We start from the raw sequence: 23,590 nt of genomic DNA, 5'->3' as shown, positions 1-23,590 counted from the left end.
TCACGACAATGCTAACGTGGCTCTCATTGACCCGATGGAGACACTTGCGTGCTGATCCTCAAACTGCTGCTGATTCCCGGTTTCCTGCTGCTGATTTCCCTGGCCGGCAAGCGTTGGGGCCCCAGCGTCGCCGGATGGCTGTCGGGGTTGCCGGTGGTGGTCGGGCCGATTCTGTTTTTCCTCGCCATCGAGCAAGGCCCGGCGTTTGCCGCGCAATCGGCGGTCGCGGCGCTGTCGGCCATGTTTGCGATGATCGCGTTTTGCGTCACGTACGCGCAGGTGGCGCAGCGGGCGAACTGGCCGCTGGCATTGGTAGTTTCTTTATCGGTCTGGGCCGTGCTGGCGCTGATTCTGTCGCTGATTCCGGCGTCGTTAGCCTTCTCCATCGCCGCCGCTGCCACCGCCCTCCTTGCCGCGCCGTACCTTTTTCCCAAGGTGCAACCGGTGGTCAGTGGGCCGGCGCCGAAGTCCGACAAACTGGTCTGGCGGATGGTTGCCGGCGCGGCGTTGACGCTGGTGGTGACCATGCTGGCCAGCACCGTCGGCGAACGCTGGAGCGGTCTGCTCGCGGTGTTCCCGGTGCTCGGCAGCGTGATGGCGGTGTTTTCCCAGCAGACCCGTGGCCCGGCGTTTACCGCCGCGTTGTTGCGGGCGACAGCGACGGGGATGTATTCGTTTTCGGCGTTTTGTCTGGTCCTGGCGCTGACCGTTCCAAACCTGGGCTTCGGCGGTTTCGTAGTGGCGGTGGCCGTTTCGGTGGCGATGCTGGGCGTCACCCGGCAGTTGCTGGCCAAACCGGCGCCTGCGCCATCGACAAACTGAGCCTGCCCGGACAAACCGCTCTGGAGTGCCGGGTGTGCTCCGTGGGATGATCGCCGCCCAAGCGCGACCATCCCTCGGAGATTCAAATGTCATTGCTTAGCAAGAAAGCCGTCGTCCTGTTGCTGGCGGCGGTGGCCGGTTTCGGCGCCCTCGATGCTCAGGCAGCCAAGGCCAAAGAGAAGGCTGTCACCGAGAAAGTCTCGATGCTCGACGGCAAATTCAGTTTTGTCCTGCCCAAAGGCTTTGTCGGCGACCCGTTGCCGCCCGGCCCGACCGGTGCCAAGGGCACGATGTTCACCAACGACGCCACCAAGACGGTGGTCATCACCGCCGAAAACCAGATTCCCGAAGGCAACAACGTCAAGGACAACGACAGTGCGTTCCTCGACGGCACCGTGTCCGATTTCATCGACGCCCAGCGCAAGGCACTGCCGGACTTCAACAAGCTCAGCGAAAAGAGCCTGACCCAGAAAGGCAACGGCCTCGGCCTGCGCCAGGTGGACAGCACCGCGACCCAGGGTGGCGGCCAGACCCTCAACACCACGCTGATCGCAGGCTCCGGCACGCACATGGCGCTGGTCCAGGTGATTTCCCGGGCCAGCGACAAGAGCGGTCACGATACCCTGGTGAAAACCATCCTCAAGGAAAAGTGATGCTCAGGGATTGAGTCGCTGCAACCAATCGTTCAGATCCCGAAGCTCGGCCGCGCTGATGCTGTGGCCGACGCCGGGATAGGCATGAAATTGCGGTTTGTAATCCAGCTTCTCCAACAGATCTTTGGCGGCCGTAGCGCCACTGTAAGGCACGCGGTCATCCGCCGTGCCATGGCCGATGAAGATCTCCAGCGGCGGATGCTGTTGCGCTGACTTCAGCTCACCCTTGAGCACCGGCAACACCCGCCCGCTCAACGCGGCGATGCCACCGACCGCCGCCGGCTGCCGCAAGCCAACCTCGTAGGTCATCATCGCGCCCTGGCTGAAACCGATCAGGTAAACCTTGTCCGGTTGCGCGTGATATTTCTGCGCCGCCGCAGCGATAAAGGCCCGCAGCTTCTGGCTGGCATCCTTCAGATCATCGGTCTCGCCGTTGTAGGCACCGTCGCCCTTCTTGCGAAACCACTGGAAACGCCCTTCCCCCAACGCCATCGGCGCCTGCACCGACAGGTAGTTGTACTGCTTGGGCAACTGAAATTTCATACCGATCAGATCGGCTTCGTTACTGCCGTAGCCGTGCAGGAACACCACCAGCGGACGCTGTTCGGCATCCGGGTGAACCTGGGCCAGGTAGTTCAGTGGCAGATCGGTTTGCAGCGAGGTTTGAGCATGGACGGCGCTGGACGCCAGGAGGGTCAACAGAGCAAACACCTTCAACATAAGCCTTCCTTCACACAGTGCAGGGTTCGGGGCAGAGCCTAACACTGTGATCCGGAAGATGGGGGTATCAGTCGTTGATCAGCTTGCCCGCGCGAATCGGCTCGCGCCCCGCCACTTTCGCCTGCCAGGTACCCGGCTGGGTGTAGCGTCCACGGTCGATGGCAAACAGCACGCCACTGGTGCCCGCGCGCATGGTGGTCACGCGGTCCTTCAGCGGATCGACCACTTCGAACAGCGCATCACCGCGCTCGACCCATTCACCGGCATCGCGCAGGAAACTCACCACGCCATGGTGTGGGGCAAACAGGTATTCGGTGCCTTCGAACGGCATGCCTTCGCAGCATTCGTCTGGCGCCTTCGGCCATTCGCCGCTGATGAAGCCCTGCTCGGCGAGGAAACCCAGAATCGCCTCACAATTGGCCTGGGCCTGATCGACCCGGGTGTCGCCCATGCTGCCAAGTTCCAGGGTGGTGGCGAGGTTGGCCGGGGGAATCGCCGCCTCCGGGAACATCCGCGCCAGACGCAGCCACGGCGTGGAGCACGACTCGTCGAAGGAACTGCCGCCGGAGTCTTCACACAACAGCGCCACGCCAGCCTTCAGGCGCGCGGCCAGGGATTGCCACTGCGGCCAGTGTTGCGGCAATGCGTAGATGTGAATCGCCGCGTCGAAATCGCAGTGCAGGTCAAGCGTGACATCGGCTTCGCAGGCGTGGCGCAGCAACAGGCGATGCAGCGCTTCCAGTTGTGAAGCCGGGGCCGGCAGTTCGTCAAGTACCTGGCCCATGGTCTGGCGGATCAGGCGGATGTTGGCCTCGGCGTCGTTACCCAACTGATTGCCGATGCGCGCGGCCACCGGGGCGCTGAGTTCGACGAAGGAGCGGTTGAAGTTCTTGCCGCTCGCCAGTTCGAAACGGCCCATGTGACTGCCTTGCAGGTGTTGATCGAGACCGATCGGGTTGGCCACCGGCACCAGTTCGATCACGCCTTGCAACTGACCGTTGCTTTCCAGCTCGGCCAGGCGTTTTTTCAGCTCCCACGCGGTGCGCATCCCCGGCAGCTCATCGGCGTGCAGGCTGGCCTGGATGTAGACCTTGCGCGGGCCGGCGCCGTAACGGAAGACGCTGAGGGAACGTTCGCTGCCCAAGTGGCTCCAGGGCAGAACAAGATCGATGCGTTGCATGGGGAACTCCGGAAATTCTGTAGTCGCTCTCTACGCAGCGACTGCATTGAAAATGTGCTGACAGGATAAATCACGGGCGAAAAAAAAGTGGCCACCGCGTCAACGGGGCCACTTTTTTCTACGGCGTATTAATGGCCGTACACGTCAAAGTCGAAGTACTTGTCCTGCACTTGCTTGTACTTGCCGTTGGCGCGGATTTCGTTGATGGCGGTGTTGAATTTCTCTGCCAGCTCGGTATCGCCTTTACGCACGGCAATACCGGCGCCGCCGCCGAAGTATTTGGCGTCTTCGTAGGTCGGGCCGACGAACTCGAAGCCTTTGCCGGCGTCGGTTTTCAGGAAACCGTCGCTCAGGTTGACCGAGTCGGCCAGCATCGCGTCGATACGACCGGACACCATGTCCAGGTTAGCTTCCTGCTGCGAGCCGTAACGCACCAGTTCGATCCCGGCCGGTACCAGCACTTCGGTGGCGTAGCGGTCGTGGGTACTGGCGCGCAGCACGCCGACTTTCTTGCCTTTGAGTTCGACCAGCGGGTCTTTCACGCCGGAGCCTGCCTTCATCACGAAGCGCGCCGGGGTGTGGTAGTACTTGATGGTGAAATCGACGTTTTTCTTGCGGTCGTCAGTGATGGTCATCGAGGACAGGATCGCGTCGATCTTCTTCACTTTCAGCGCCGGGATCAGGCCGTCGAACTCTTGCTCGACCCAGGTGCATTTGACTTTCATCTGCTCGCACAGCGCATCGCCGATGTCCACGTCGAAACCGGCCAGTTTGCCGTCAGGGGTTTTCATCGAGAATGGCGGGTAACCGGCTTCGATACCGATACGGATCGGCTTGGCGTCTTCGGCCACGGCGGTCAGGGACAACATCGACAGTGCCAGGGCACCGAACATAACCAGCTTTTTCATTTATTACTCCCGTGTGCGGAGGCTTTTATTGGCAGCTTTCGATTGTCAGGTTCGGCCTTGGGCTATGGAGCGCAAAGAAACCGAAGTGGCCGGCAGTCTATGGCGGCGCGCACGGGGCAAATTGTGTTTAAGCGACAAATACTTACAAAAAATCGGCGAGTGCCATCACGTAGGAAAAGTGTGCGCCAGAGCGGTGCAAGGGTTGTAGGACAAAGCCATTAAAAGTTGCCGCCCAGGGCGGCAACGCACTGAATATCAGCAATCGCAGGCAATCGCGTAGGTCGCGGCTTGCGGTGCCGCGACACTCAATTCGAAGCCTTCATCGAGCCAGCCGGTCACCCCGCCGATCATCTCCTTGACCGGGTAACCCAGCGCCGCCAGTTTCACTGCGGCCTTGTTGGCGCCGTTGCAGTGAGGCCCGGCGCAGTAGACCACGAAAAGCGTGGAGCTCGGGTAGTCCGCCAGCACTTCGGCCGTCATCAGGCGCCCCGGAATATTGATCGCCCCTGGCACATGGCCGCGCTCGAAGGCCAGCGGCCCGCGCACGTCCACCAGTACGAAGTCGATCTCGCCGGCTTCCTGGCTGTTGAAGACGTCGGAACAATCGGTTTCGAAGGTCAGACGGTTGCTGAAGTGCATCAGGGCAATGGCCGACGGGGCGGCAGGAATTTCGCGAACCAGGCTGGGCATGTTGTGTTGCTCCTACGTCTGTGAAGGGATGAACAGACTTTATCGAGTCACCACTTGCCGCTACAGTGGCGCACAAGACACTCACCGGGAAGTTTCCGCCAAATGCCTGATTCACCTGGACTGGTCGCGATTCTGGCCTACGACGGCCTCTGTACCTTCGAGTTCGGCATCGCCGTGGAGATCTTCGGCCTCGCCCGGCCGGAGTTCGATTTCCCGTGGTACGCGCACTGCATCGCAGCCGTCGATCAAGGCCCGATGCGCGCCATGGGCGGGATTCAGGTGCTGGCGGACGGCGGTCTGGAGCTGTTGGCGCAGGCGCGCACCATCATCATTCCCGGCTGGCGCGACCGAAATGCGCCGGTGCCCGAGGCATTGCTTGAAGCATTGCGTGATGCACACTCGCGCGGCGCCCGGTTGCTGTCGATCTGCTCGGGGGTCTTTGTTTTGGCCGCCAGCGGGCTGCTCGACGGGCATGGCGCCACCACCCACTGGCGCTACACATCAGAACTGGCCGAGCGCTTCCCGGCCATCGATGTCGACCCGGATGTGCTTTACGTCGATTCCGGCCAGTTGATCACTTCGGCTGGCAGTGCGGCCGGGATCGACGCTTGCCTGCATCTGGTGGCGCGGGACTTCGGCACCCAGGTCGCCAACTCGGTGGCACGACGGCTGGTAATGTCGCCGCAACGCACCGGCGGTCAGGCGCAATTCATTCCGACGCCGGTCAGCCCGACCCCGCGCAGCGACTTGTCGCGCGTGATGCAGTGGGCCCGCGAGCGCCTGCACGAACCGCTGGAAGTGCGCGATCTGGCCAGCGAAGCGGCGATGAGCGAACGCACCTTCCTGCGCAAATTCACCGAAGCCAGCGGCCAGTCACCCAAGGCCTGGCTGCAACACGAGCGTCTGGCCCGGGCCCGGGAGTTGCTGGAAAGCACACCGCAGAACACCGAGCAGATTGCCCAGCGCTGCGGTTATCGTTCGGTGGAAAGCTTTCGCGTGGCGTTTCGCAGCGTGGTCGGGGTGCCGCCATCGGTGTATCGCGAGCGCTTTGGTCGCGAGGTCAAGGCTTGCGCAACAGATAAGTGTCCATGATCCAGCCATGCTCGGCTCGCGCCGCCTTGCGCACCCGTTCGATCTCATCGGCGACATCCTTGAGCTTGCCACTGATGAGGATTTCATCCGGCGTGCCGAGGTAGGCCCCCCAGTAAATTTCTGTCTCCTGATCTGCCACCCGATGGTAGGAATCTTCCGCGTCGAGCATCACCACCAGGCTGTCGGTATCACTCACCTGCCCCGCCGCCAGGCGTCGGCCGGTGGTGATTTCAATCGAGTGGCCGATGGTGTTCAACGGCACCTTGTGCTGCGCCGCCAGCGCCTGAACACTGGTGATGCCAGGAATCACGTCGAATTCAAACGTACATCGCCCCGAAGCCAAGATCGCCTGGAGGATGCGAATGGTGCTGTCGTACAACGCCGGATCGCCCCACACCAGAAAACCGCCGCACTGCCCGTCGGCCAATTCGTCATTGATCAGGCGTTCGAAGGTTTGCTGCTTGGCGCGATTCAGATCATCGACGCTGGCACTGTAGTCCACATCGCCGCGCTCGCGCTCCGGGCTGTGGGCTTCAGCGAAACGGTAGGTACGATCAGTGACGTAGCGCTCGCAGATTTCGCGACGCAGGTCGATCAGCTTGTCCTTGCTCTGGCCCTTGTCCATCAGGAAAAACACGTCCACCTGATTCAACGCCTTCACCGCCTGCATCGTGATGTAGTCGGGGTTGCCGGCGCCAATGCCGATGACCAGCAATCGCTTCATGTGCGGGTTCCTTCAAGATCGACTCCGGGCAAGCGTAGCCGCCAGCGCCCGAAGAAACTCAACTCGACCACTGCCAATGGCTCGACATCGATGCAGTGAAAAGCCTGGCCTTGCATGACCTGCATCAGCGCCGCCCGAATGATGAACGGATGCGTGACGGCCACGACATGACCCGGCGTGGTTTGCAGGGTTGCCAGCCATGCGGCCACCCGCTCGCCGATTTGTGCCACCGATTCTCCGCCATGGGGCACGGCGGCGGGATCTTCGAGCCAGGCTTGCAGCGCTTCGGGCTCATTGCGCTGCAGGTCCTTGATCGACTGCCCGTGCCAACGGCCCCAGTCGCAATCGCGCAAGGCCTCATCAACCTGCGCGTCATCACCGAACCATTGAGCAGTCTGACGCGTACGCCATTCCGGGCCGCAGATCAAACGACGCGGAATGGCGAACCGAGTGACCAGCGAGTCAGACGCCAAGGCGCATTCTTCAACAGGCTCATCCGTAGGAAAACGCGCCAATTTTTGTGAGACGGTTCTGGCATGGCAAATCAAGGTCAAACGGGTGGCTTGCACAATGAGTCACTCGGTCAGAAGGTAAAAAAACACCCGGCGAAGTGCCGACAGGGCAGCAATTGTGCCGTAAACCGGAGGGTTCAGGGCAACACCGCTCAATTGACCACCCTCAACAAAGCGGCAATGTCTGACGCAACTATGGGCAATGGACTACAAGATCGATCGACAGACGTGTAGCCCTTGCTACACGGGCATCTCGCCCCATTTTGGGGCTTCACGGACGCTGCGGAAAATTCACTAGACATGTAACGTCAGTTACATAAATACTGTTTTAACGGATTGTGAAACGAATTCAACACACCCATCCAGCAGGAGCCCGGATGCCCCCTCTCAGAGACCTGATTACTGATCCCGGCCTGGATCTTACGCCGTCAGAGCGCAAAGTCGTCCGGGCCTTGCTTGATCAGTACCCGCGCAACGGCCTCGGCCCGATGGCGCGGCTGGCCGAGCACGCCGGCGTCAGCGATCCGACCATCGTGCGTCTGGTAAAAAAACTCGGTTTTGGCTGTTACGCCGAATTCCAGGACGCCCTGCTCAGCGACATGGACCATCGCCTGCGCTCGCCACGCACGCTGTTACAACCCCGCTCGAACCTGAACCAGGACGATGCCTGGAGCCACTATCTCGCCCATAGCCACAACCTGCTGGCCGAAACCCAGGCCCTGACCCAACCCGAAGACGTGCGGATTCTCGCGCAATGGCTGCTCGATACGCGCCACCAGGTCTACTGCTTCGGCGGGCGTTTCAGCAGCCTGATGGCCACCTACCTGCTCAATCATTTGCGTCTGCTGCGCCCCGGTTGTTTTGCGCTGGAGGACAACGCGCAACTGCCGGATCGCCTGTTCGACCTGCAACGCCAGGACGTGGTGCTGGTGTTCGACTATCGCCGCTACCAGACCCAGGCCCTGCGCGTGGCCACTGCGGCCAAGAACAACAATGCGCGCGTCGTGCTGTTCACCGACATTTACGCCTCGCCGCTGCGCGAACTGGCCGACATGATCATCAGCGCCCCGGTGGAATCGGCTTCGCCGTTCGACACCATGGTCCCGGCGCTGGCCCAGGTTGAAGCGCTGATCGCTTGCCTGACCCTGCGCAGCCCGGATCTGGCCGATCGCCTGGAAGGCATCGATGCCCTGCGCAACGACTTCGACACCCACCTGCTGGAGGATAAATAAGGATGTTCAGCCTTCCCCACCGCTCGCCGCGGGACCTGCCGTTTGTCACCGACCACACCGCGCTGTTGCTGGTGGACATGCAGCGTGCCTGGCTCGAACCGCAGTTCGACCCGCACCTCGAAGGCCCGGACGCCGCGTATTTCCTCAATCGCACACGCTTGCAAGTGGTGCCCAATCAGGTGCGTCTGCTCAACGCCTTCCGCAATGCACGGCAGAACGTGCTGCACACCCTGATCGAAAGCCTGACCGCCGACGGCCGCGACCGTTCGCTGGATCACAAACTGTCGGACATGCACCTGCCCAAGGGCAGCCCGCAGGCACAGGTCATCGCCGAACTGACCCCGGCAGAAAACGAAATCGTGCTGCCCAAGACCTCCTCCGGGGTCTTCAACTCGACCAACATCGACTACGTGTTGCGTAACCTTGAAACCCGTCACCTGATCATCGCCGGCATCGTCACCGACCAATGCGTGGACATGGCCGTGCGCGACGCCGCCGACCGGGGTTATCTGGTGACACTGGTGGCGGACGCCTGCGCGACCTACACCGAAGCACGCCACGACGCCTGCCTGAACGCGATCAAGGGCTATTGCTGGATCACCGACACCGACACCGTCCTCGGTCGTCTGCGGGAGATGCAGCCATGAGCGAACGCCTGTCGCCGCTGCCGATGACCACCATTGTCACCACCGACCTGATCGGCATCACCCGGGGCCGCTCGTTTCCCAGCGATGAGCTGGAGCACTATCAGGCCGCCGGCTGCGGCTGGGTGCCGGCCAACAGCGCGTTGACGCCACAGGACATCATCGCCTCGACCAACCCGTGGGGCGCCTATGGCGATCTGCGGCTGATCCCCGATCTGGCCAGCCGCGTCACCGTCGGCAACGGCCCGGACGCCGCCGCCCCGGCGCTGGATTTCATCCACGGCGACATCCGCGAGACCGACGGCCGCCCATGGGGCGCCTGCCCGCGCACACTGCTGAGCGATGAAATCGAACGCTATCGCGATCAGCTCGGGTTGCAGGTCAACGCCGCGTTCGAACACGAATTCAACCTGCACGCCGGGTTTGCCGAACACCTTGCCTTCTCCCTCGAGTCCCAGCGCCAGGGCGCGGAATTCGGTGGCTGGCTGCTCAGCGCGTTGCGCGCCGGCGGCGTCGAGCCGGAAATGTTCCTGCCCGAATACGGCAAGCATCAATACGAAATCACCTGTCGTCCGACCCTTGGCGTAGCGGCGGCGGATCGCGCGGTAAACGTGCGCGAGATCACCCGCGAAATCGCCCGGCAGATGGGCCTGGACTTGAGCTTCGCGCCGAAGACCGCCGCCGATGCGGTGTGTAACGGTGTGCATCTGCACGTCAGCCTGCTCGATCTGGCCGGCCAGCCGATGTTGTACGACGCCGGCACCAGTAATGGCTTGTCGACCCTCGGCCAGCACTGGGCGGCAGGCGTGCTGCATTACCTGCCGGCGCTGTGTGCGTTCACTGCGCCGACGCCGGTGTCGTACGAGCGTTTGCAGCCGCACCACTGGAGCGCGTCCTACGCCTGTCTGGGCCAGCAGAACCGCGAAGCCGCACTGCGCATCTGCCCGACCGTAAGCCTGGGCAACAAGCCTGTGGCGAAGCAGTACAACCTGGAATTCCGCGCCATGGACGCCACCGCCTCGCCGCACCTGGCGATGGCTGCGCTGCTGATCGCCGGACGCCTGGGTATCGAACAGCGTCTGGCGCTGAACGCAATCACCGATGAAATCCCCGATGCACTCAACGACGAACAACGCGAGGCGCGGGGGATCGTTGCCCTGCCCGCCTCATTGGCTCAGGCACTGGATTGCCTGCGTCGCAGCGAAGCGCTGATGGCAGCGCTGCCGGCACCGTTGCTCGACACGTATTTCGCCCTTAAAACCGAGGAACTGGCGCTGACGGAACAGCTCTCGCCCGCTGACCTGTGTGAGCACTATGCACGCCTGTACTGAATCCGCCGAGCTTGGGTTGTACACCCGACCGGTCTACAACCTGACCCGTGAAGATTCGACGCACCCGCTGATTCTGGTGTGCGAACACGCCAGCCGCTACATCCCCGACGCCCTCAACAATCTGGGCCTGGATGACACGGCTGCGCGGGAACACATCGCCTGGGACATCGGTGCGCTGGAGCTGGCCGAACAACTGTCGGAAAAGATCGGCGCCACGCTGTTGAGCGCCAATTATTCGCGACTGCTGATCGACCTCAACCGGCCCCGCCACGCCCCGGACAGCATCCCGGCGCAGAGCGAGATCTATCAGGTGCCGGGCAATCGCGAGCTCGACGAAGCCACCCGCGAATACCGTCGCCACTGCCTGTTCAAGCCGTTTCATACACGGCTGCAACAACTGATCGACGAACGTCTGGCCGAAGGCCAGCCGGTGCGGGTGGTGGGGATTCACAGTTTCACCCCGGTTTATTACGGCCAGCCGCGTGAGCTGGAAGCCGGTGTGCTGTTCGGTCAGGCCAAGGCATACGCCCAGCGCCTGCTCGACGGGCTCGGTCAGCATCCGCTGAAAGTCGCCGGCAACCAGCCGTACAAAATCGACCCGCTGGGCGACATGACCGTGCCGGTGCACGGCGATGCCCGAGGCCTCGAATCGGTATTGATCGAGGTGCGCAACGACCTGCTGCGCAGCCCGGAAGCGGTTTCCCGCTGGGCAAATTATCTGGCTCCACTGCTTTGAACATTGCTGTAAACACTGCTGACGCTGTAAACGACGGACCGATATAACAACTAAAACGACCGATTGGCTGACAAGGAGTTGCGCTTCATGGAAATAGAAGAGTTCGGCTACAAACAGGAGTTGAAACGTAGCCTGACACTGACCGATCTGGTGGTGTACGGGATGATCTTCATGATCCCCATCGCCCCGTTCGGCGTGTATGGCTACGTCAACGCCGAGGCACCAGGGATGGTGCCTCTGGCATACATCATCGGCATGGTGGCAATGGTTTTCACCGCGCTAAGCTACGGCAGCATGGCCCGGGCCTTTCCGATTGCCGGATCGGTCTATTCCTACGCACAGCGGGGCCTGAATCAACACGTCGGCTTCCTCGCCGGCTGGCTGATGCTGCTCGACTACCTGCTGATTCCGCCGCTGCTTTACGTCTATGCGGCGATGGCGCTCAACCATTTGTATCCGGACATCCCGAAAGTCGGCTTCATTCTGGCATTCCTGGTCAGCGCGACCTTCGTCAACCTGCGCGGCATTACTTTCACCGCCCGCATGAACATCCTGTTCCTGCTGGCGCAGCTCGTTGTGTTGGGGATTTTCCTGTTCTACGCCTGGAACGCCCTGCACAACGGTGGCGGCAACGGCCAGTTGACCCTGGCGCCGCTGTACCACCCGGAAACCTTCAATTTCGCCCTGCTGATGCAAGCGGTGTCGATTGCGGTGCTGTCATTCCTCGGCTTCGATGCGATCTCCACGCTTGCCGAAGAGATCAAGGGCGATCCGGGCCGCAGCGTCGGCAAAGCCGCGTTGATCACCCTGGTGGTGATGGGTGCGATTTTCGTCGTACAGACCTGGATCGCCACCGATCTGGCCGCCGGCATGGGCTTCAAGTCCGCCGACACCGCGTTCTATGAAATCGCCGAAATCGCCGCCGGCAGCTGGCTCGCGACCCTGACCGGCGTGGCCACGGCTCTGGCCTGGGGCGTGGCGGTGGCGATCACTTCGCAAGCGGCGGTCTCGCGCCTGCTGTTCGGCATGGCCCGCGATGGCAAGCTGCCGAAAGTGCTGGCCAAGGTCCACCCGAAACACAACACGCCGTACCTGAGCATTTATCTGGTGGCCGTGTTGTCGCTGGTGATCTGCTACCTGTTCATCAACTCGGTGGACACCCTGACCTCGCTGGTCAACTTCGGCGCCCTGAGCGGCTTCATGCTGCTGCACCTGACCGTGATCAATTACTACTGGCGCCGGCAGAAGTCCGGCCAGGTGATCCGTCACCTGATCTGCCCGGTGATCGGCTTCGGCATCGTCGCGGCCATCATGTACAACATGGGCGTCGATGCACAGAAACTCGGCCTGATCTGGATCGCCCTGGGTCTGGTGTACCTGTTCTTCCTGAACAAGCTCGGCGCCAGTACCGCGCTGCCTGACCCGAGCAATGGCTGACAAGAAAAAGGGCGGCGTCTGACAAGAATTCAGGCGACCGCCGCTTTAACGCGTGGAAACCGACAGTGATAGTCAGGTTCGGCGAATGTGCCGAACCTTTTGATACAGGAGTGCATCCATGCTGGTCTTACGTCCAGTCGAGCCAAACGACCTGCCTCAATTGCAACAACTGGCTCGCGACAGCCTGGTGGGCGTCACGTCCCTGCCGGATGACAGCCAGCACCTGGGCGAAAAGATCGCCGCGTCCTGCGCCTCGTTCGACACGGATGCCGCGGCTCAGGGCCCGGAGAATTACTTCTTCGTGCTGGAAGATCTGGACAACCGTCGCCTGGTCGGCTGCTCGGAGATTCTCGCCACTGCCGGATTCAACGAACCGTTCTACAGCCTGCGCAATCGCCATTTCACCAGCGCTTCGCGGGAACTGAACATCGAACACGGCGTGCCGGCGCTGTCGCTGTGCCACGACCTCAGCGGTCACACCCTGCTGCGCGGCTTTCACATCGACGCAGCACTGGTACGCACACCGTTTTCCGAGTTGCTGTCACGGGCGCGCCTGCTGTTCATCGCTGCCCACGCACAACGATTTGCCGAAGCCGTCATCACCGAAATCGTTGGCTACAGCGACGCTCAAGGCCACTCGCCGTTCTGGGATGCACTGGGCAAACACTTCTTCGACCTGCCCTACGTCGAGGCCGAGCGCCTGTGCGGCTTGCAGAGCCGTACGTTTCTCGCCGAACTGATGCCGCAATACCCGATCTACGTGCCGATGCTGCCGCTGGCGGCGCAGGAGTGCATCGGCCGCATCCACCCGGACGGTCAGGAAGCGTTCGACATCCTTGAGCGCGAAGGTTTTGAAACCAACAGCTACATCGATTTGTTCGATGCCGGACCGACCTTGTACGCGCGCACGGCCAACATCCGTTCGATCGTGCAGAGCCAGATCGCAACGGTTCAAGAGGAACCTCTGATCGACGCCCGCGGTCGTTATCTCGTGAGCAACGATGCACTGCACGGCTTCAGGGCGGTGGTCGCCGAGCTGGATTACCAGCCTGGTAAACCCCTGGCACTTACGCCGGCGATATGTGCGGCGCTGAATGTCAGCGCTGGCGACACGATCCGGGTGATTGCCCTGTGAATCGCGCCCTCACCCAACGACAGTGCCCGAGCAGGCGCGCAAAAGGAGTTGCAGCATGATTGTCCGTCCGGTCCAAGTCAGCGACCTGCCAGCGTTGATGACGCTGGTGCAACAGGCCGGGCCGGGGTTCACCACCCTGCCCGCCAACGAAGATCGCCTGGCCCACCGGGTACGCTGGGCGCAACGGGCATTCGCCGAACAGGTCGAGCGGGCCGATGCCGATTATCTGTTTGTGCTCGAGGATGATGAGCAGCGCGTGGTCGGCGTCAGCGCCCTGGCCGGGGCCGTCGGCCTGCGCGAGCCCTGGTACAACTACCGGGTCGGGCTGACCGTCAGTTCGGCACCGGATCTGGGCATCCAGCGGCAGATCCCGACCCTGTTCCTCAACAATGAACTGACCGGCCAATCGGAACTGTGCTCGCTGTTCCTGCGCCACGACCAGCGTCACGGCAGCAATGGACGTCTGCTGTCGCTGGGGCGTTTGCTGTTCGTTGCCGAATTCCCGCATCTGTTCGGCGAGAAGATGATCGCCGAACTGCGAGGGAGTGCCGACGAGCAAGGCTGTTCGCCGTTCTGGGACAGTCTGGGCCGGCACTTCTTCCAGATGGACTTCAGCCACGCCGACCACCTGTCCGGGCTGGGCAACAAGGCATTCATCGCCGAACTGATGCCACGCCAGCCGCTGTACACCTGCCTGCTCACCGAACAGGCCCAGGCCGTGATCGGCCAGGCCCACCCCAACACCGAACCGGCGCTGAAGATCCTTCAGTCCGAGGGTTTCGCGCACAAAGGCTACATCGACATCTTTGACGGTGGCCCGGTGATCGAGGCGCCGATCCGCAGCATCCGCACCGTGCGCGACAGCCTGGAACTGACGCTAAGCATCGGCACGCCGGACGAACAGGCGCCGCTGTGGCTGATCCATAACCGCCGTCTGGAAAACTGCCGCATCACCGTCGCTGCGGGCCGCCGGGTCGGCAGCAGTCTGGTGGTCGACCGCCTCACCGCCAAACGGCTGCAATTGCAGCCGGGCAACTCGGTACGGGCAGTGCCGCTGCCCAATCAACAGCAGCAGGCAGTGGCGGCCTGAGCGCCTCTGCCTGCAGCAAGAAAGCCTGAACAGGTTTTTCCTGGTTAACTTCCTCGTTAATTCGTCATGATCCTTGACCCATTGGCGTGATAGCCTTTTCACCTTCGGCGTTGACACCTTTGCTCAAGCCTTTCCATTCCTTTGTATTGGTGGAACTCGTATGACCAGGCTTTCTCATCAAGATTTGCGCCGTAACTTCCGTCAGCTGCTGGCTTCCGACACCTGCTATCACACCGCCTCGGTGTTCGATCCGATGTCCGCCCGCATCGCCGCTGACCTGGGTTTTGAAGTAGGGATTCTCGGCGGCTCGGTCGCCTCGTTGCAGGTGCTGGGAGCCCCGGACTTTGCCCTGATCACCCTCAGCGAATTCGCCGAGCAGGCCACCCGCATCGGCCGCGTCGCCCAGTTGCCGGTGATCGCTGACGCCGACCACGGCTACGGCAACGCGCTCAACGTGATGCGCACCATCGTCGAACTGGAACGCGCCGGCGTCGCCGCACTGACCATCGAAGACACCCTGCTGCCAGCCCAATTCGGCCGTAAATCCACCGACCTGATCACCGTCGCCGAAGGCGTCGGCAAGATCCGCGCGGCACTGGAAGCCCGGGTCGACTCGGAAATGGCGATCATCGCCCGGACCAACGCCGGCATCCTGCCGAACCAGGAAATCATCAGCCGCACCAAGCATTACCAGGCCGCCGGTGCCGATGGCATCTGCATGGTCGGCATCCAGGACTTCGATCAGCTCGAGCAGATCGCCGAACACCTGACCGTCCCGCTGATGCTGGTGACCTACGGTAACCCGGCGCTGCGCGACGACAAACGCCTGGCCGAACTGGGTGTGCGCGTGACCATCGACGGCCACGGTGCTTACTTCGCGGCGATCAAGGCCACTTACGACAGCCTGCGCGAACAGCGGCAGATCTTCACCCAGGCCTCGGACCTGAGCGCCACCGAACTGACCCACACCTACACCCAGCCTGAGGAATACATTCTCTGGGCCAAGGAATACATGAGCGTCAAAGAGTAACTCCGCACCACGCGACAAAGAGGCAGAGCGGCCCGACGCCATTACGAGTCCACTCGCATGGCGCCCGCCGCGAAACCGCTAGACCGCTGTCTTGAAGCCTTCCTCCCGCTGTAATGCCCGCGTCTGAATCACGTTCAGAATCGCGCAGCCCTCTCGCATCAGCAGATGCACCGCGCCGGTAATGCGCGTCAGATCACAATCGGAAATACCCTTGAGGTCGAGACTGGAAAAGGTGTCCGCCAGATCGCGCACGACCACAAAACGGTGCATTGCACACGCGGCCATGTCGCTGAGTTCTTTTTGAGTATTGATGAAGAGCACCGGGGATTCGGCGTCGTAGGTGTCGATGGGGAGGTAGCGGGGGATTACTTGTTCTGACATTGGTGTGACTCCAGGTGAGACAACCACCGTTCGCGGCCAAGCGAATAAAGGTGGCAGCTGTGAGCGGGTTGGCCGACCAGATACCTGAAAGATCCGGCACACCCTAAGGTGTCCCGCGCACAGCCGCCATAACACGTTGCCCAGAAACTGCTCTGAGCGATGGCGCTGTTACGTTTCAGGTTACCGACCGGCCAAGATCGTTCGCGGAGTTTTCCGCGAGCCCAGACTATAGGGGTCGGCACCGAAACGCGGCAACAGGGTACGTTGTAGGAAAGGTCTTGGAAAGTTGTGCGCCGCTCACGCCTTCTTCACTTCCTACAAATGCCCCCTCACCCTAGCCCTCTCCCAAAGGGAGAGGGAACCGATTGGGGGATATTGGTGAGATACACCGACGTGGAAGATTTGCGCTGAATCCATAATCGACTCGGTATTTCAGGTCGATGTCTTACGCAAGACGCCTCGGTTGGCTCCCTCTCCCTCCGGGCGGTCCGACGTTTCGGGAGGGCTGGGGTGAGGGGGAAACCTGACACCCCGCCGAACCCACTGCTCACCGCCCCTTAGCCAACTCCATAATCATCCGCGACAACAGATAAATCCGCGGCGCCACGCTCTCCACCTCCGCGTATTCCTCCGGCGTATGAATATTGCCGCCAACAATCCCGAACCCGTCCAGCGTCGGCGTCCCCACCCCGGCCGACAGGCTCGCATCCGCCGCCCCGCCGCTGCCTTCTTCAGTCAACTTGCGGCCAATCTCGCCGTAAATCCCCTGAGCCATCGCCATCAAACGATCCGACTCCGCCGTCTGCGGCATCGGTGGCAAGCCGCGTTGCAGCGAGGTCTTCACTTCGGTATCGGGAATCAGTTTTTCCTGGGACACCCGCGCCAGATCCTTCTCGATCCGGTCGAACTCCTCCGGCACCGCCGCCCGCACGTCAGCCTTGGCCGTGGCCTGATCCGGGATCACGTTGGTACGGTCGCCGGCCTTGAGCACGGTGAAGTTGATGGTGGTTTTCTTCGCTTCGTCGCCGAGCTTGCCCAGTTGCAGGATCTGATGCGCCGCCTCCATCGCCGCGTTGCGCCCCAGTTCCGGCGCGACGCCGGCGTGAGCAGCCTTGCCCTTGACCTCGACCAGCGCGGTGGCGCTGCCCTTGCGCCATACCACCAGACCATCCGCCGGACGGCCCGGTTCGAGGTTGAGCGTCACGTCATGAAGCTTGGCGGTTTTCTTGATCAGGTCGGTGGCGACCTCCGAGCCGGTTTCTTCGCTGGCGTCGAGCAGGAAAGTGATTTGCGCGTAGTCCTTGAAGTCGAGGTTCTTCAGGATTTTCAGCGCGTAGATGCCGGCGACGATCCCGCCCTTGTCGTCCATCACCCCCGGCCCGTAGGCACGGCCATCCTTGATGTGGAACGGACGCTCGGCGGCGGAGCCTTCCTTGAACACCGTGTCCATGTGCGCCATCAGCAGGATTTTCGCCTTGCCGGTGCCTTTGAGCGTGGCGAGCACGTGGTTGGTTTTTTCGGGAGTGTTCGGCACCAACTCAATAGTTGCGCCAAGTTTTTTCAGCTCATCGATGGCGATGTCGCTGACTTGCTTGAGCCCTGGCTCATAGCCGGAACCGGAATCGATATTGACCAGACGCTCGAGCAGTTTCAGGGCTTCGGGTTTGTATTGTTCGGCGTCGGCCAGCACCTGTTTGTGCGGTTCGGCGAAGGCGTCAGCAGCTGCGAAAGAGAGGGTCAGGCCGAGACCGGCGGCCAGCAGGGAACGAGGGAATTTGAACGTCATGAATCAATCCTTGTTTCGTGTCGGGTACTGAACCGTACCTGACATCGCCCCAAGGCTCTATCCCGGATGCGACACCCAATCCGTTCAAACCGAATCGAATACCTCGCGCCGCGGCTTGTCATCGTTGCAGCAGATCACCCGATTGCGCCCGCTCGCCTTGGCCTCGTAGAGCGCTTCATCGGCGTCATTGAGCCAGCGCGTTGCATCGCCGTGAGCCGGATCAAGCGCCGCCAGGCCAATGCTCAGGCTGACTTTCAACGCCGGGTTCTGTTCGTACACCAGAAAGGAAAAGCGCTCACGCAACGCTTCCATCGCCTGTGCCGCGTTGAACAGCGGCAAGTCCGGCAGGATCACGCAAAACTCGTCGCCGCCGTAGCGCCCCGCCACATCCGCCATCCGCAGATTCTGCTTGAGCATCTTGCTCAACTGACGCAGGACAATATCGCCGGCCACATGGCCGTAGGTGTCGTTGATTGCCTTGAAGTGGTCGATGTCGATCAGCGCAATTGCCGCGCCTGTCTGCTGGCGTTTGCTGCGTTCGAATTCGATATCCAGTTGATCCTTCCAGGCGCCGTGATTGAGCAGACCGGTCAAGCTGTCGGTGCGGCTCAGGGCCAACAATTCGCGTTTGTGCAGGCCAAGGGTGTAGGCCTGGCGGAAGCAGATCCAGCCCAGCGCCAGCGGATACAGCATCAACAACGGCAGGCACGCATAGAGCTGCGCCGGCGAGGTGGCGGGAATGAAGGCCGGGGCAAACACCACCAGCCCGACGCCTACACCAAGCAACTGCGCCGCCGCCCCGGCCAGCAGAAAACGCAGACCACCGATGGCGACGTTGTTCATCGCCATCATCGAAATGGTCGTGGCACTGGGCAAGGGATTGAAGTGCATGGCGGCGACCCAGAAGCCGCCGAGAAAGGCGTCGAGCAGCAGGTTGCGGTGTTCGGCGTGGTACGGAACCTTGGCCCGTCGGGCCCATTGATACGCGAGGTGCGGCCAGACCAGGCCGTTGAACAGCATCAGCGCCCAGACCCACGCCTGCGGATCGAGCGGGTACATCGCAACGCTCACGCATAGAAGCCCCAGGACCAACCCGAGGGTTCGCGATGTGTAAAGCCTCCTGGCCAGTGAAAGTCCCTTTCCTCCCGTTCTTCCCATAAGGGCCTCGAGTACACCGCAAAAGGATGTGCTCGGAGTCTAACAGGGAGACGTTAAATAGCCATCACCGGCCAGCGGCCGAATACCCCGCCATTTCCATCACACGGCAGGCGAATGATTGGCTATACATGAAAGGAAGAAAATGGAAAAAAGACTCTAAGAAGGAGGACCATGCAGACCTATCAAGTGTTGATCATCGGCAGCGGGTTTGGCGGCCAGTGTGCGGCGGTCAATTTGCTCAAGGCCGGCATCGACGATTTTCGCTTGCTGGAGCGGCGGGACTTTTTCGGCGGCACCTGGTGCCAGAACACTTACCCCGGCGCGGCGGTCGATGTGCCGTCGCCCCTGTATTCCCTGTCGTTCGCGCCCTACCCCTGGACGCAGATGTTCGCCGAACAGGCCGAACTTCATCATTACACCGAACACGTGATCGAGCGTTTCGGCCTGCGCGACCGAGTGGAACTGCAAGCCAATGTCGAACGCATCGAATGGGATGACACCGAGAAACGCTGGGCCGTACACACCGGCACCAAAGGCACGTTTTACGCACAGTTCCTGATCAATGCTACCGGGCCATTGAGCCAACCGGTCGTCCCACACTTCCCGGGGCAGGATCGCTTTCAGGGCAAGACCTTTCATACAAACAATTGGGATCACAGCTACGACTATCGCGGTAAACGCGTGGCCATCGTCGGCAGTGGCGCCAGTGCGGCGCAGGTGATTCCGACCATTGCGCCGCAGGTTGAGCAACTGCACGTCTTTCAACGTACGCCGCATTGGGTGCTGCCCCGACCCGACCGCAAATTCGGGCCTTTCCAGCGCTGGCTGCTGGGTCTGAAACCGGCCTACAAACTGTTGCGCTGGATGATCTACTGGCAGTTCGAAACGCGGGTCATCGCCTTCAAATATTCAAAACCGGCGATTCACATGGTGCAGCGCCAGGCCCTGAAATTCCTCAAACGCCAGGTAACGGATCCCGAACTCCAGCGAAAACTGACGCCGGACTTCACGATCGGCTGCAAACGGGTATTGGTTTCCAGCACTTATTACCCTGCGCTGACCCGCCCCAACGTGACACTACACAGCCGCGAGCAAGGCTTCGCCAGCCTCGACGAAACCGGCATCGTCACCACGGACGGCCAGCACATCGACGTTGATCTGATCGTGTGGTCGACCGGTTACGACGCCACCGATGGAGTGATTTCCTACCCGGTCAGCGGAAAAAACGCCGTGCAATTGCGCGATGTCTGGGCGCAATACCCGCGCGCCTACCTCGGCACCAGCCTGCCGGACTTTCCCAACCTGTTTATCGTCACCGGGCCGAACACCGGCATCGGGCATACCTCGGCGCTGTTCATCATCGAATCGCAGATGAACTACATCCTCGACTGCATCTGCACCGTGCAGGCTAACGGTCTGCGCAGCATCGAAGTTCGCCCCGAAGCAGAACGTACCTACACTCAGATGATTCACCGGGAGATGGAGCGCACGGTCTGGAAAACCGGCGGCTGCCACAGTTGGTATCAAAGCAGGAGCGGTCATGTGATCGCAATGTTCCCGGGCTTCAGTTTCAGCTATCACCGGTTGACCCGGGCGCTGAAACCGGCCGACCACATTCTGTCTTGAACAAGGAAGACGTCCGATGCTCTTGCTGTTTGTCGCCCTCGCAGTTTTCGTGGCCTGGAGCTGGTTGAGCTACCCGGCGGTCGGCCACTGGCTCTACGACCTGAGCGCGGCCCTGGAGGCCAAGCTGTACCGGTTGCACAAGATTGAAGTACCGATTGCCGAAATGACCGTGTCGACCTGGCAAGGCGGGCCCTATGAAGCGTCGAGCAGCATTCTGATGCTGCATGGCTACAGCGCAGAAAAGAACCTGTGGCTGCGCTTCGCCCGGCATTTCGTCAGTCAGTATCGAGTGATCATTCCGGACCTGGCCGGCCACGGCGAGACCGGCTTCAAGGCGGGGGGTGGCTACGACATCGCGGTGCAGGCCAAGCGCATGATCCAGTTGCTCGACGTCTGCGGGGTCGAGAAAGTCCATGTGATCGGCAACTCCATGGGCGGTTACATCGCCGCGTGGCTGGCGGCGACCTACCCCGATCGCATCGCTTCGGTGGCCTTGATCGACCCGGCCGGCGTCACGGCACCGGAGCCCAGCGACATGGAGCGCCATCTGGCACGTGGGCACAATCCGTTTTTGATCAATTCCCGGGAAGAATTCCGACGCTTCTATGCGATGACCATGGCTTCGCCACCCTGGGTGCCGGGGCTGGTACTGGATGCCATCGCCCAGCGCTACGAACAACGCCGGGATGAACTGGAGGAGATCTTCCGGGATTTCCGCGCCAGCCCGCCGATGGAGCCAAAACTTCCAGACATCAAATGCCCGGGGCTGTTGCTCTGGGGCCGTAAGGATCGCTTGATCGATGTCAGCAGCGTGCCGGTCTGGAGCAAGGGCATCGCCAATCTGCGGGTCGATGTGTGGGACGGCGTCGGTCACATGCCGATGGTCGAACAGCCGTCGAACACGGCACGTTTGTATCGGGAGTTCCTGGGGGAGAATTCGCGTCAGGACAGGTAAACGGTCAGTCGTTGGCAGAATGAAGTTCGTAGGATTCTTCGTTTGCCCGCGTCGGCGAAGGCTGCGATCTTTTCCGACATCCTTTACGTGACCGTGCCAGGAATTTTTTTCATGACCGTGCAGCCTTTCGTCAGCCCCGACCTGATCCGCCAACGCTTCTCCAAAGCGATGTCCGACATGTACCGCGAAGAAGTGCCGCTGTACGGCGCCTTGATGGAACTGGTGGAACAGACCAACCGCGACGTGCTGGCACGCGAGCCGCAGATCGCCAGTCAACTGCACAGTACCGGCGAAATCGAACGCCTGGACATGGAGCGCCATGGCGCAATCCGCGTTGGCACCGCCACTGAACTGGCCACCCTCGCCCGCCTGTTTGCGGTGATGGGCATGCAGCCCGTGGGTTATTACGACCTGACGCCTGCCGGGGTGCCGGTGCATTCCACGGCGTTTCGAGCAGTGCATGAAGATGCGCTACAGGTCAGCCCGTTCCGGGTGTTCACTTCGTTGTTGCGACTGGAGTTGATTGAAGATTCCGAGCTGCGGGCCTTCGCGCAATCGGTGCTGGATCAGCGTTCGATCTTTACGTCAGAGGCATTGCGCCTGATTGAACAGGCCGAAGCCATTGGTGGACTGACTGAGTCCGAAGCCGGGGAATTTGTCCTGCAGGCACTGGAGACTTTTCGCTGGCACCACAGCGCCACCGTCACCGCTGCGCAATACCAGACCCTCAGCGCCCAGCATCGTCTGATTGCCGATGTGGTTGCGTTCAAAGGCCCGCACATCAACCACCTGACTCCGCGCACGCTGGACATCGACATCGTTCAGGCGCAGATGCCGCTGCATGGCATCACGCCCAAAGCTGTGATCGAAGGGCCGCCGCGCCGGCAGCATCCGATCCTCCTGCGCCAGACCAGTTTCAAGGCGCTGGACGAGCCAATCGCGTTCACCGACCAGACGCAAACCCGTGGCAGCCACAGCGCCCGGTTTGGCGAAATCGAGCAACGGGGTGCGGCGCTGACACCCAAGGGCCGGGCGTTGTACGACCGTCTGCTGAATGCGGCACGAGATGAGTTGGGTGACTTCCCCAACGAAGCCAATGCCTCACGCTACAACGCGCTGATGACCCGGCACTTCAGCGAATTCCCTGACAGCCTCGATGGCATGCGCGAGCAGGAATTGGCGTACTTCCGTTATTTCCTGACAGACAAAGGGCTGGCGGCGGGTCGTCTCGCTGAGGTTTCGCTGCAAGCTTTGTTGCGCGACGGCTATGTGAAAGCCGAACCGCTGGTGTACGAAGATTTCCTGCCGGTGAGTGCGGCGGGGATTTTTCAGTCGAACCTGGGGGACGGCGCGCAGACGCATTATGGCGAGCACTCCAACCGGCAGTCATTCGAACTGTCCCTGGGACGTTCGACCATCGATGAACTGGGCTTGTATGCCGAGACTCAACGGCGTTCGATCGAGGAATGTTTGAAGGCGCTTGCCCGATAACGCGACGAAGCGGCACCTGGCCATACTGCGCAAGAAGTTGCGCAGTTCCCCGTAATAAAAACCCCATCAGAATCGCTGCAGCCCTTGCACATCAAGGGCTGCAGCCAAGTGCGCAAGAAGTTGCGCAGTACTGCGCAACTTCTTGCGCACTTTTTGCCTGAAATGCAGGTTTTTTCGCCCAGGAAACAGTTCCCTCCGTGCCATATCCTTGATCTACAAGGCTTCTGAAAAACTGGCACGCTCTTTGATAACAGTCA

At 61.3% G+C, this 23,590-nt stretch carries 23 protein-coding genes; 14 read left to right on the top strand and 9 right to left on the bottom strand.

Annotated features, from left to right (window positions below; all coding sequences use genetic code 11):
• Window positions 1-48: 48 nt before the first annotated feature.
• On the top strand, window positions 49-822 hold the full coding sequence (locus M5B98_RS17360; RefSeq protein WP_248743399.1) for a hypothetical protein: 774 nt from the start codon (window positions 49-51) through the stop codon (window positions 820-822).
• Between the two features lie 86 nt (window positions 823-908).
• Window positions 909-1,475: a hypothetical protein gene (locus M5B98_RS17355; protein ID WP_248743398.1), complete on the top strand. Its 567-nt coding sequence runs from the start codon at window positions 909-911 to the stop codon at window positions 1,473-1,475.
• 3 nt (window positions 1,476-1,478) lie between these two features.
• On the opposite strand, the gene M5B98_RS17350 is transcribed toward M5B98_RS17355, so the two are convergent.
• The 4 genes from M5B98_RS17350 to M5B98_RS17335 form a co-directional block, all read right to left on the bottom strand.
• A complete protein-coding gene (locus M5B98_RS17350) occupies window positions 1,479-2,195 on the bottom strand; it encodes an alpha/beta hydrolase (RefSeq protein WP_248743397.1) in 717 nt (238 codons plus the stop codon).
• A gap of 67 nt (window positions 2,196-2,262) precedes the next feature.
• A complete protein-coding gene (locus M5B98_RS17345; protein ID WP_248743396.1) occupies window positions 2,263-3,375 on the bottom strand; it encodes a succinylglutamate desuccinylase/aspartoacylase family protein in 1,113 nt (370 codons plus the stop codon).
• A 128-nt stretch (window positions 3,376-3,503) separates the two neighbouring features.
• Entirely contained in the window at window positions 3,504-4,283 is a 780-nt protein-coding gene (locus tag M5B98_RS17340; RefSeq protein ID WP_007956251.1) for an ABC transporter substrate-binding protein, read from the bottom strand.
• 255 nt (window positions 4,284-4,538) lie between these two features.
• Window positions 4,539-4,973 carry a rhodanese-like domain-containing protein gene (locus M5B98_RS17335; RefSeq protein WP_248743395.1) on the bottom strand — a complete coding sequence of 145 codons (435 nt, stop codon included), beginning with the start codon at window positions 4,971-4,973 and terminating at the stop codon, window positions 4,539-4,541.
• A 102-nt stretch (window positions 4,974-5,075) separates the two neighbouring features.
• Between M5B98_RS17335 and ftrA the strand changes: the two genes are divergently transcribed.
• Window positions 5,076-6,065, top strand: coding sequence for a transcriptional regulator FtrA (gene ftrA / locus M5B98_RS17330; RefSeq protein WP_248743394.1), 990 nt, complete (start codon window positions 5,076-5,078; stop codon window positions 6,063-6,065).
• Here ftrA and cobF read toward each other — a convergent pair.
• Both cobF and M5B98_RS17320 read right to left on the bottom strand, forming a co-directional pair.
• Window positions 6,034-6,789 (bottom strand): precorrin-6A synthase (deacetylating), encoded by a 756-nt coding sequence (gene cobF, locus M5B98_RS17325; protein ID WP_248743393.1) that lies wholly within the window; start codon window positions 6,787-6,789, stop codon window positions 6,034-6,036. The genes ftrA and cobF overlap by 32 nt on opposite strands.
• Window positions 6,786-7,358, bottom strand: coding sequence for a histidine phosphatase family protein (locus tag M5B98_RS17320; RefSeq protein ID WP_248743392.1), 573 nt, complete (start codon window positions 7,356-7,358; stop codon window positions 6,786-6,788). Before M5B98_RS17320 ends, cobF begins: the two co-directional genes overlap by 4 nt.
• A 320-nt stretch (window positions 7,359-7,678) precedes the next feature.
• Between M5B98_RS17320 and M5B98_RS17315 the strand changes: the two genes are divergently transcribed.
• The 8 genes from M5B98_RS17315 (at window position 7,679) to M5B98_RS17280 (ending at window position 15,936) form a co-directional block, all read left to right on the top strand.
• Window positions 7,679-8,533: a MurR/RpiR family transcriptional regulator gene (locus M5B98_RS17315; protein ID WP_248743391.1), complete on the top strand. Its 855-nt coding sequence runs from the start codon at window positions 7,679-7,681 to the stop codon at window positions 8,531-8,533.
• Window positions 8,534-8,535: 2 nt separating this feature from the next.
• Window positions 8,536-9,180 (top strand): isochorismatase family cysteine hydrolase, encoded by a 645-nt coding sequence (locus tag M5B98_RS17310; protein WP_248743390.1) that lies wholly within the window; start codon window positions 8,536-8,538, stop codon window positions 9,178-9,180.
• The gene (locus tag M5B98_RS17305) at window positions 9,177-10,508 is read left to right on the top strand and encodes a glutamine synthetase (protein WP_248738898.1); all 1,332 of its coding nucleotides are present in this window, start codon (window positions 9,177-9,179) and stop codon (window positions 10,506-10,508) included. Before M5B98_RS17310 ends, M5B98_RS17305 begins: the two co-directional genes overlap by 4 nt.
• On the top strand, window positions 10,492-11,244 hold the full coding sequence (locus M5B98_RS17300; protein ID WP_248743389.1) for an N-formylglutamate amidohydrolase: 753 nt from the start codon (window positions 10,492-10,494) through the stop codon (window positions 11,242-11,244). The genes M5B98_RS17305 and M5B98_RS17300 overlap by 17 nt, the downstream gene beginning before the upstream one ends.
• An 87-nt stretch (window positions 11,245-11,331) precedes the next feature.
• The gene (locus M5B98_RS17295) at window positions 11,332-12,681 is read left to right on the top strand and encodes an APC family permease (protein ID WP_085708716.1); all 1,350 of its coding nucleotides are present in this window, start codon (window positions 11,332-11,334) and stop codon (window positions 12,679-12,681) included.
• A gap of 118 nt (window positions 12,682-12,799) precedes the next feature.
• Complete coding sequence (locus M5B98_RS17290) at window positions 12,800-13,816, top strand: arginine N-succinyltransferase (RefSeq protein ID WP_248743388.1); 1,017 nt, start codon at window positions 12,800-12,802, stop codon at window positions 13,814-13,816.
• A gap of 55 nt (window positions 13,817-13,871) precedes the next feature.
• Window positions 13,872-14,906 carry an arginine N-succinyltransferase gene (astA, locus tag M5B98_RS17285; protein ID WP_134827346.1) on the top strand — a complete coding sequence of 345 codons (1,035 nt, stop codon included), beginning with the start codon at window positions 13,872-13,874 and terminating at the stop codon, window positions 14,904-14,906.
• A gap of 160 nt (window positions 14,907-15,066) precedes the next feature.
• Window positions 15,067-15,936 (top strand): isocitrate lyase/PEP mutase family protein, encoded by an 870-nt coding sequence (locus tag M5B98_RS17280; RefSeq protein WP_085708719.1) that lies wholly within the window; start codon window positions 15,067-15,069, stop codon window positions 15,934-15,936.
• A 78-nt stretch (window positions 15,937-16,014) separates the two neighbouring features.
• On the opposite strand, the gene M5B98_RS17275 is transcribed toward M5B98_RS17280, so the two are convergent.
• The 3 genes from M5B98_RS17275 to M5B98_RS17265 form a co-directional block, all read right to left on the bottom strand.
• Entirely contained in the window at window positions 16,015-16,317 is a 303-nt protein-coding gene (locus tag M5B98_RS17275) for a hypothetical protein (RefSeq protein WP_248743387.1), read from the bottom strand.
• A 547-nt stretch (window positions 16,318-16,864) separates the two neighbouring features.
• The gene (locus M5B98_RS17270; RefSeq protein WP_248743386.1) at window positions 16,865-18,103 is read right to left on the bottom strand and encodes a M20/M25/M40 family metallo-hydrolase; all 1,239 of its coding nucleotides are present in this window, start codon (window positions 18,101-18,103) and stop codon (window positions 16,865-16,867) included.
• An 84-nt stretch (window positions 18,104-18,187) separates the two neighbouring features.
• The gene (locus tag M5B98_RS17265; protein ID WP_248743385.1) at window positions 18,188-19,261 is read right to left on the bottom strand and encodes a diguanylate cyclase; all 1,074 of its coding nucleotides are present in this window, start codon (window positions 19,259-19,261) and stop codon (window positions 18,188-18,190) included.
• Between the two features lie 171 nt (window positions 19,262-19,432).
• Here M5B98_RS17265 and M5B98_RS17260 point away from each other — a divergent pair, with 171 nt between their 5' ends.
• The 3 genes from M5B98_RS17260 (at window position 19,433) to M5B98_RS17250 (ending at window position 23,333) form a co-directional block, all read left to right on the top strand.
• The gene (locus tag M5B98_RS17260) at window positions 19,433-20,887 is read left to right on the top strand and encodes a flavin-containing monooxygenase (protein WP_248743384.1); all 1,455 of its coding nucleotides are present in this window, start codon (window positions 19,433-19,435) and stop codon (window positions 20,885-20,887) included.
• Window positions 20,888-20,903: 16 nt separating this feature from the next.
• A complete protein-coding gene (locus M5B98_RS17255) occupies window positions 20,904-21,842 on the top strand; it encodes an alpha/beta fold hydrolase (protein ID WP_102619566.1) in 939 nt (312 codons plus the stop codon).
• Between the two features lie 111 nt (window positions 21,843-21,953).
• Window positions 21,954-23,333, top strand: a complete 1,380-nt coding sequence (locus M5B98_RS17250) for a VOC family protein (protein ID WP_248743383.1) — start codon at window positions 21,954-21,956, stop codon at window positions 23,331-23,333.
• Window positions 23,334-23,590: the final 257 nt, after the last annotated feature.

This window comes from Pseudomonas sp. MWU12-3088 (genome assembly GCF_023242405.1).
Taxonomy (GTDB): domain Bacteria; phylum Pseudomonadota; class Gammaproteobacteria; order Pseudomonadales; family Pseudomonadaceae; genus Aquipseudomonas; species Aquipseudomonas kribbensis.
Note: the sequence above shows the minus strand (reverse complement) of the source record. Positions and strands in the feature narration are given on the sequence as shown.

What these genes read in the sequence shown, in the direction of transcription:
- M5B98_RS17355 (WP_248743398.1), top strand. Translation starts at nt 909, where the DNA reads ATGTCATTGCTTAGCAAGAAAGCCGTCGTCCTGTTGCTGGCGGCGGTG.
- M5B98_RS17350 (WP_248743397.1), bottom strand. Translation starts at nt 2,195, where the DNA reads ATGTTGAAGGTGTTTGCTCTGTTGACCCTCCTGGCGTCCAGCGCCGTC.
- M5B98_RS17345 (WP_248743396.1), bottom strand. Translation starts at nt 3,375, where the DNA reads ATGCAACGCATCGATCTTGTTCTGCCCTGGAGCCACTTGGGCAGCGAA.
- M5B98_RS17340 (WP_007956251.1), bottom strand. Translation starts at nt 4,283, where the DNA reads ATGAAAAAGCTGGTTATGTTCGGTGCCCTGGCACTGTCGATGTTGTCC.
- M5B98_RS17335 (WP_248743395.1), bottom strand. Translation starts at nt 4,973, where the DNA reads ATGCCCAGCCTGGTTCGCGAAATTCCTGCCGCCCCGTCGGCCATTGCC.
- ftrA (WP_248743394.1), top strand. Translation starts at nt 5,076, where the DNA reads ATGCCTGATTCACCTGGACTGGTCGCGATTCTGGCCTACGACGGCCTC.
- cobF (WP_248743393.1), bottom strand. Translation starts at nt 6,789, where the DNA reads ATGAAGCGATTGCTGGTCATCGGCATTGGCGCCGGCAACCCCGACTAC.
- M5B98_RS17315 (WP_248743391.1), top strand. Translation starts at nt 7,679, where the DNA reads ATGCCCCCTCTCAGAGACCTGATTACTGATCCCGGCCTGGATCTTACG.
- M5B98_RS17310 (WP_248743390.1), top strand. Translation starts at nt 8,536, where the DNA reads ATGTTCAGCCTTCCCCACCGCTCGCCGCGGGACCTGCCGTTTGTCACC.
- M5B98_RS17305 (WP_248738898.1), top strand. Translation starts at nt 9,177, where the DNA reads ATGAGCGAACGCCTGTCGCCGCTGCCGATGACCACCATTGTCACCACC.
- M5B98_RS17300 (WP_248743389.1), top strand. Translation starts at nt 10,492, where the DNA reads ATGCACGCCTGTACTGAATCCGCCGAGCTTGGGTTGTACACCCGACCG.
- M5B98_RS17295 (WP_085708716.1), top strand. Translation starts at nt 11,332, where the DNA reads ATGGAAATAGAAGAGTTCGGCTACAAACAGGAGTTGAAACGTAGCCTG.
- M5B98_RS17290 (WP_248743388.1), top strand. Translation starts at nt 12,800, where the DNA reads ATGCTGGTCTTACGTCCAGTCGAGCCAAACGACCTGCCTCAATTGCAA.
- astA (WP_134827346.1), top strand. Translation starts at nt 13,872, where the DNA reads ATGATTGTCCGTCCGGTCCAAGTCAGCGACCTGCCAGCGTTGATGACG.
- M5B98_RS17280 (WP_085708719.1), top strand. Translation starts at nt 15,067, where the DNA reads ATGACCAGGCTTTCTCATCAAGATTTGCGCCGTAACTTCCGTCAGCTG.
- M5B98_RS17275 (WP_248743387.1), bottom strand. Translation starts at nt 16,317, where the DNA reads ATGTCAGAACAAGTAATCCCCCGCTACCTCCCCATCGACACCTACGAC.
- M5B98_RS17270 (WP_248743386.1), bottom strand. Translation starts at nt 18,103, where the DNA reads ATGACGTTCAAATTCCCTCGTTCCCTGCTGGCCGCCGGTCTCGGCCTG.
- M5B98_RS17265 (WP_248743385.1), bottom strand. Translation starts at nt 19,261, where the DNA reads ATGGGAAGAACGGGAGGAAAGGGACTTTCACTGGCCAGGAGGCTTTAC.
- M5B98_RS17260 (WP_248743384.1), top strand. Translation starts at nt 19,433, where the DNA reads ATGCAGACCTATCAAGTGTTGATCATCGGCAGCGGGTTTGGCGGCCAG.
- M5B98_RS17255 (WP_102619566.1), top strand. Translation starts at nt 20,904, where the DNA reads ATGCTCTTGCTGTTTGTCGCCCTCGCAGTTTTCGTGGCCTGGAGCTGG.
- M5B98_RS17250 (WP_248743383.1), top strand. Translation starts at nt 21,954, where the DNA reads ATGACCGTGCAGCCTTTCGTCAGCCCCGACCTGATCCGCCAACGCTTC.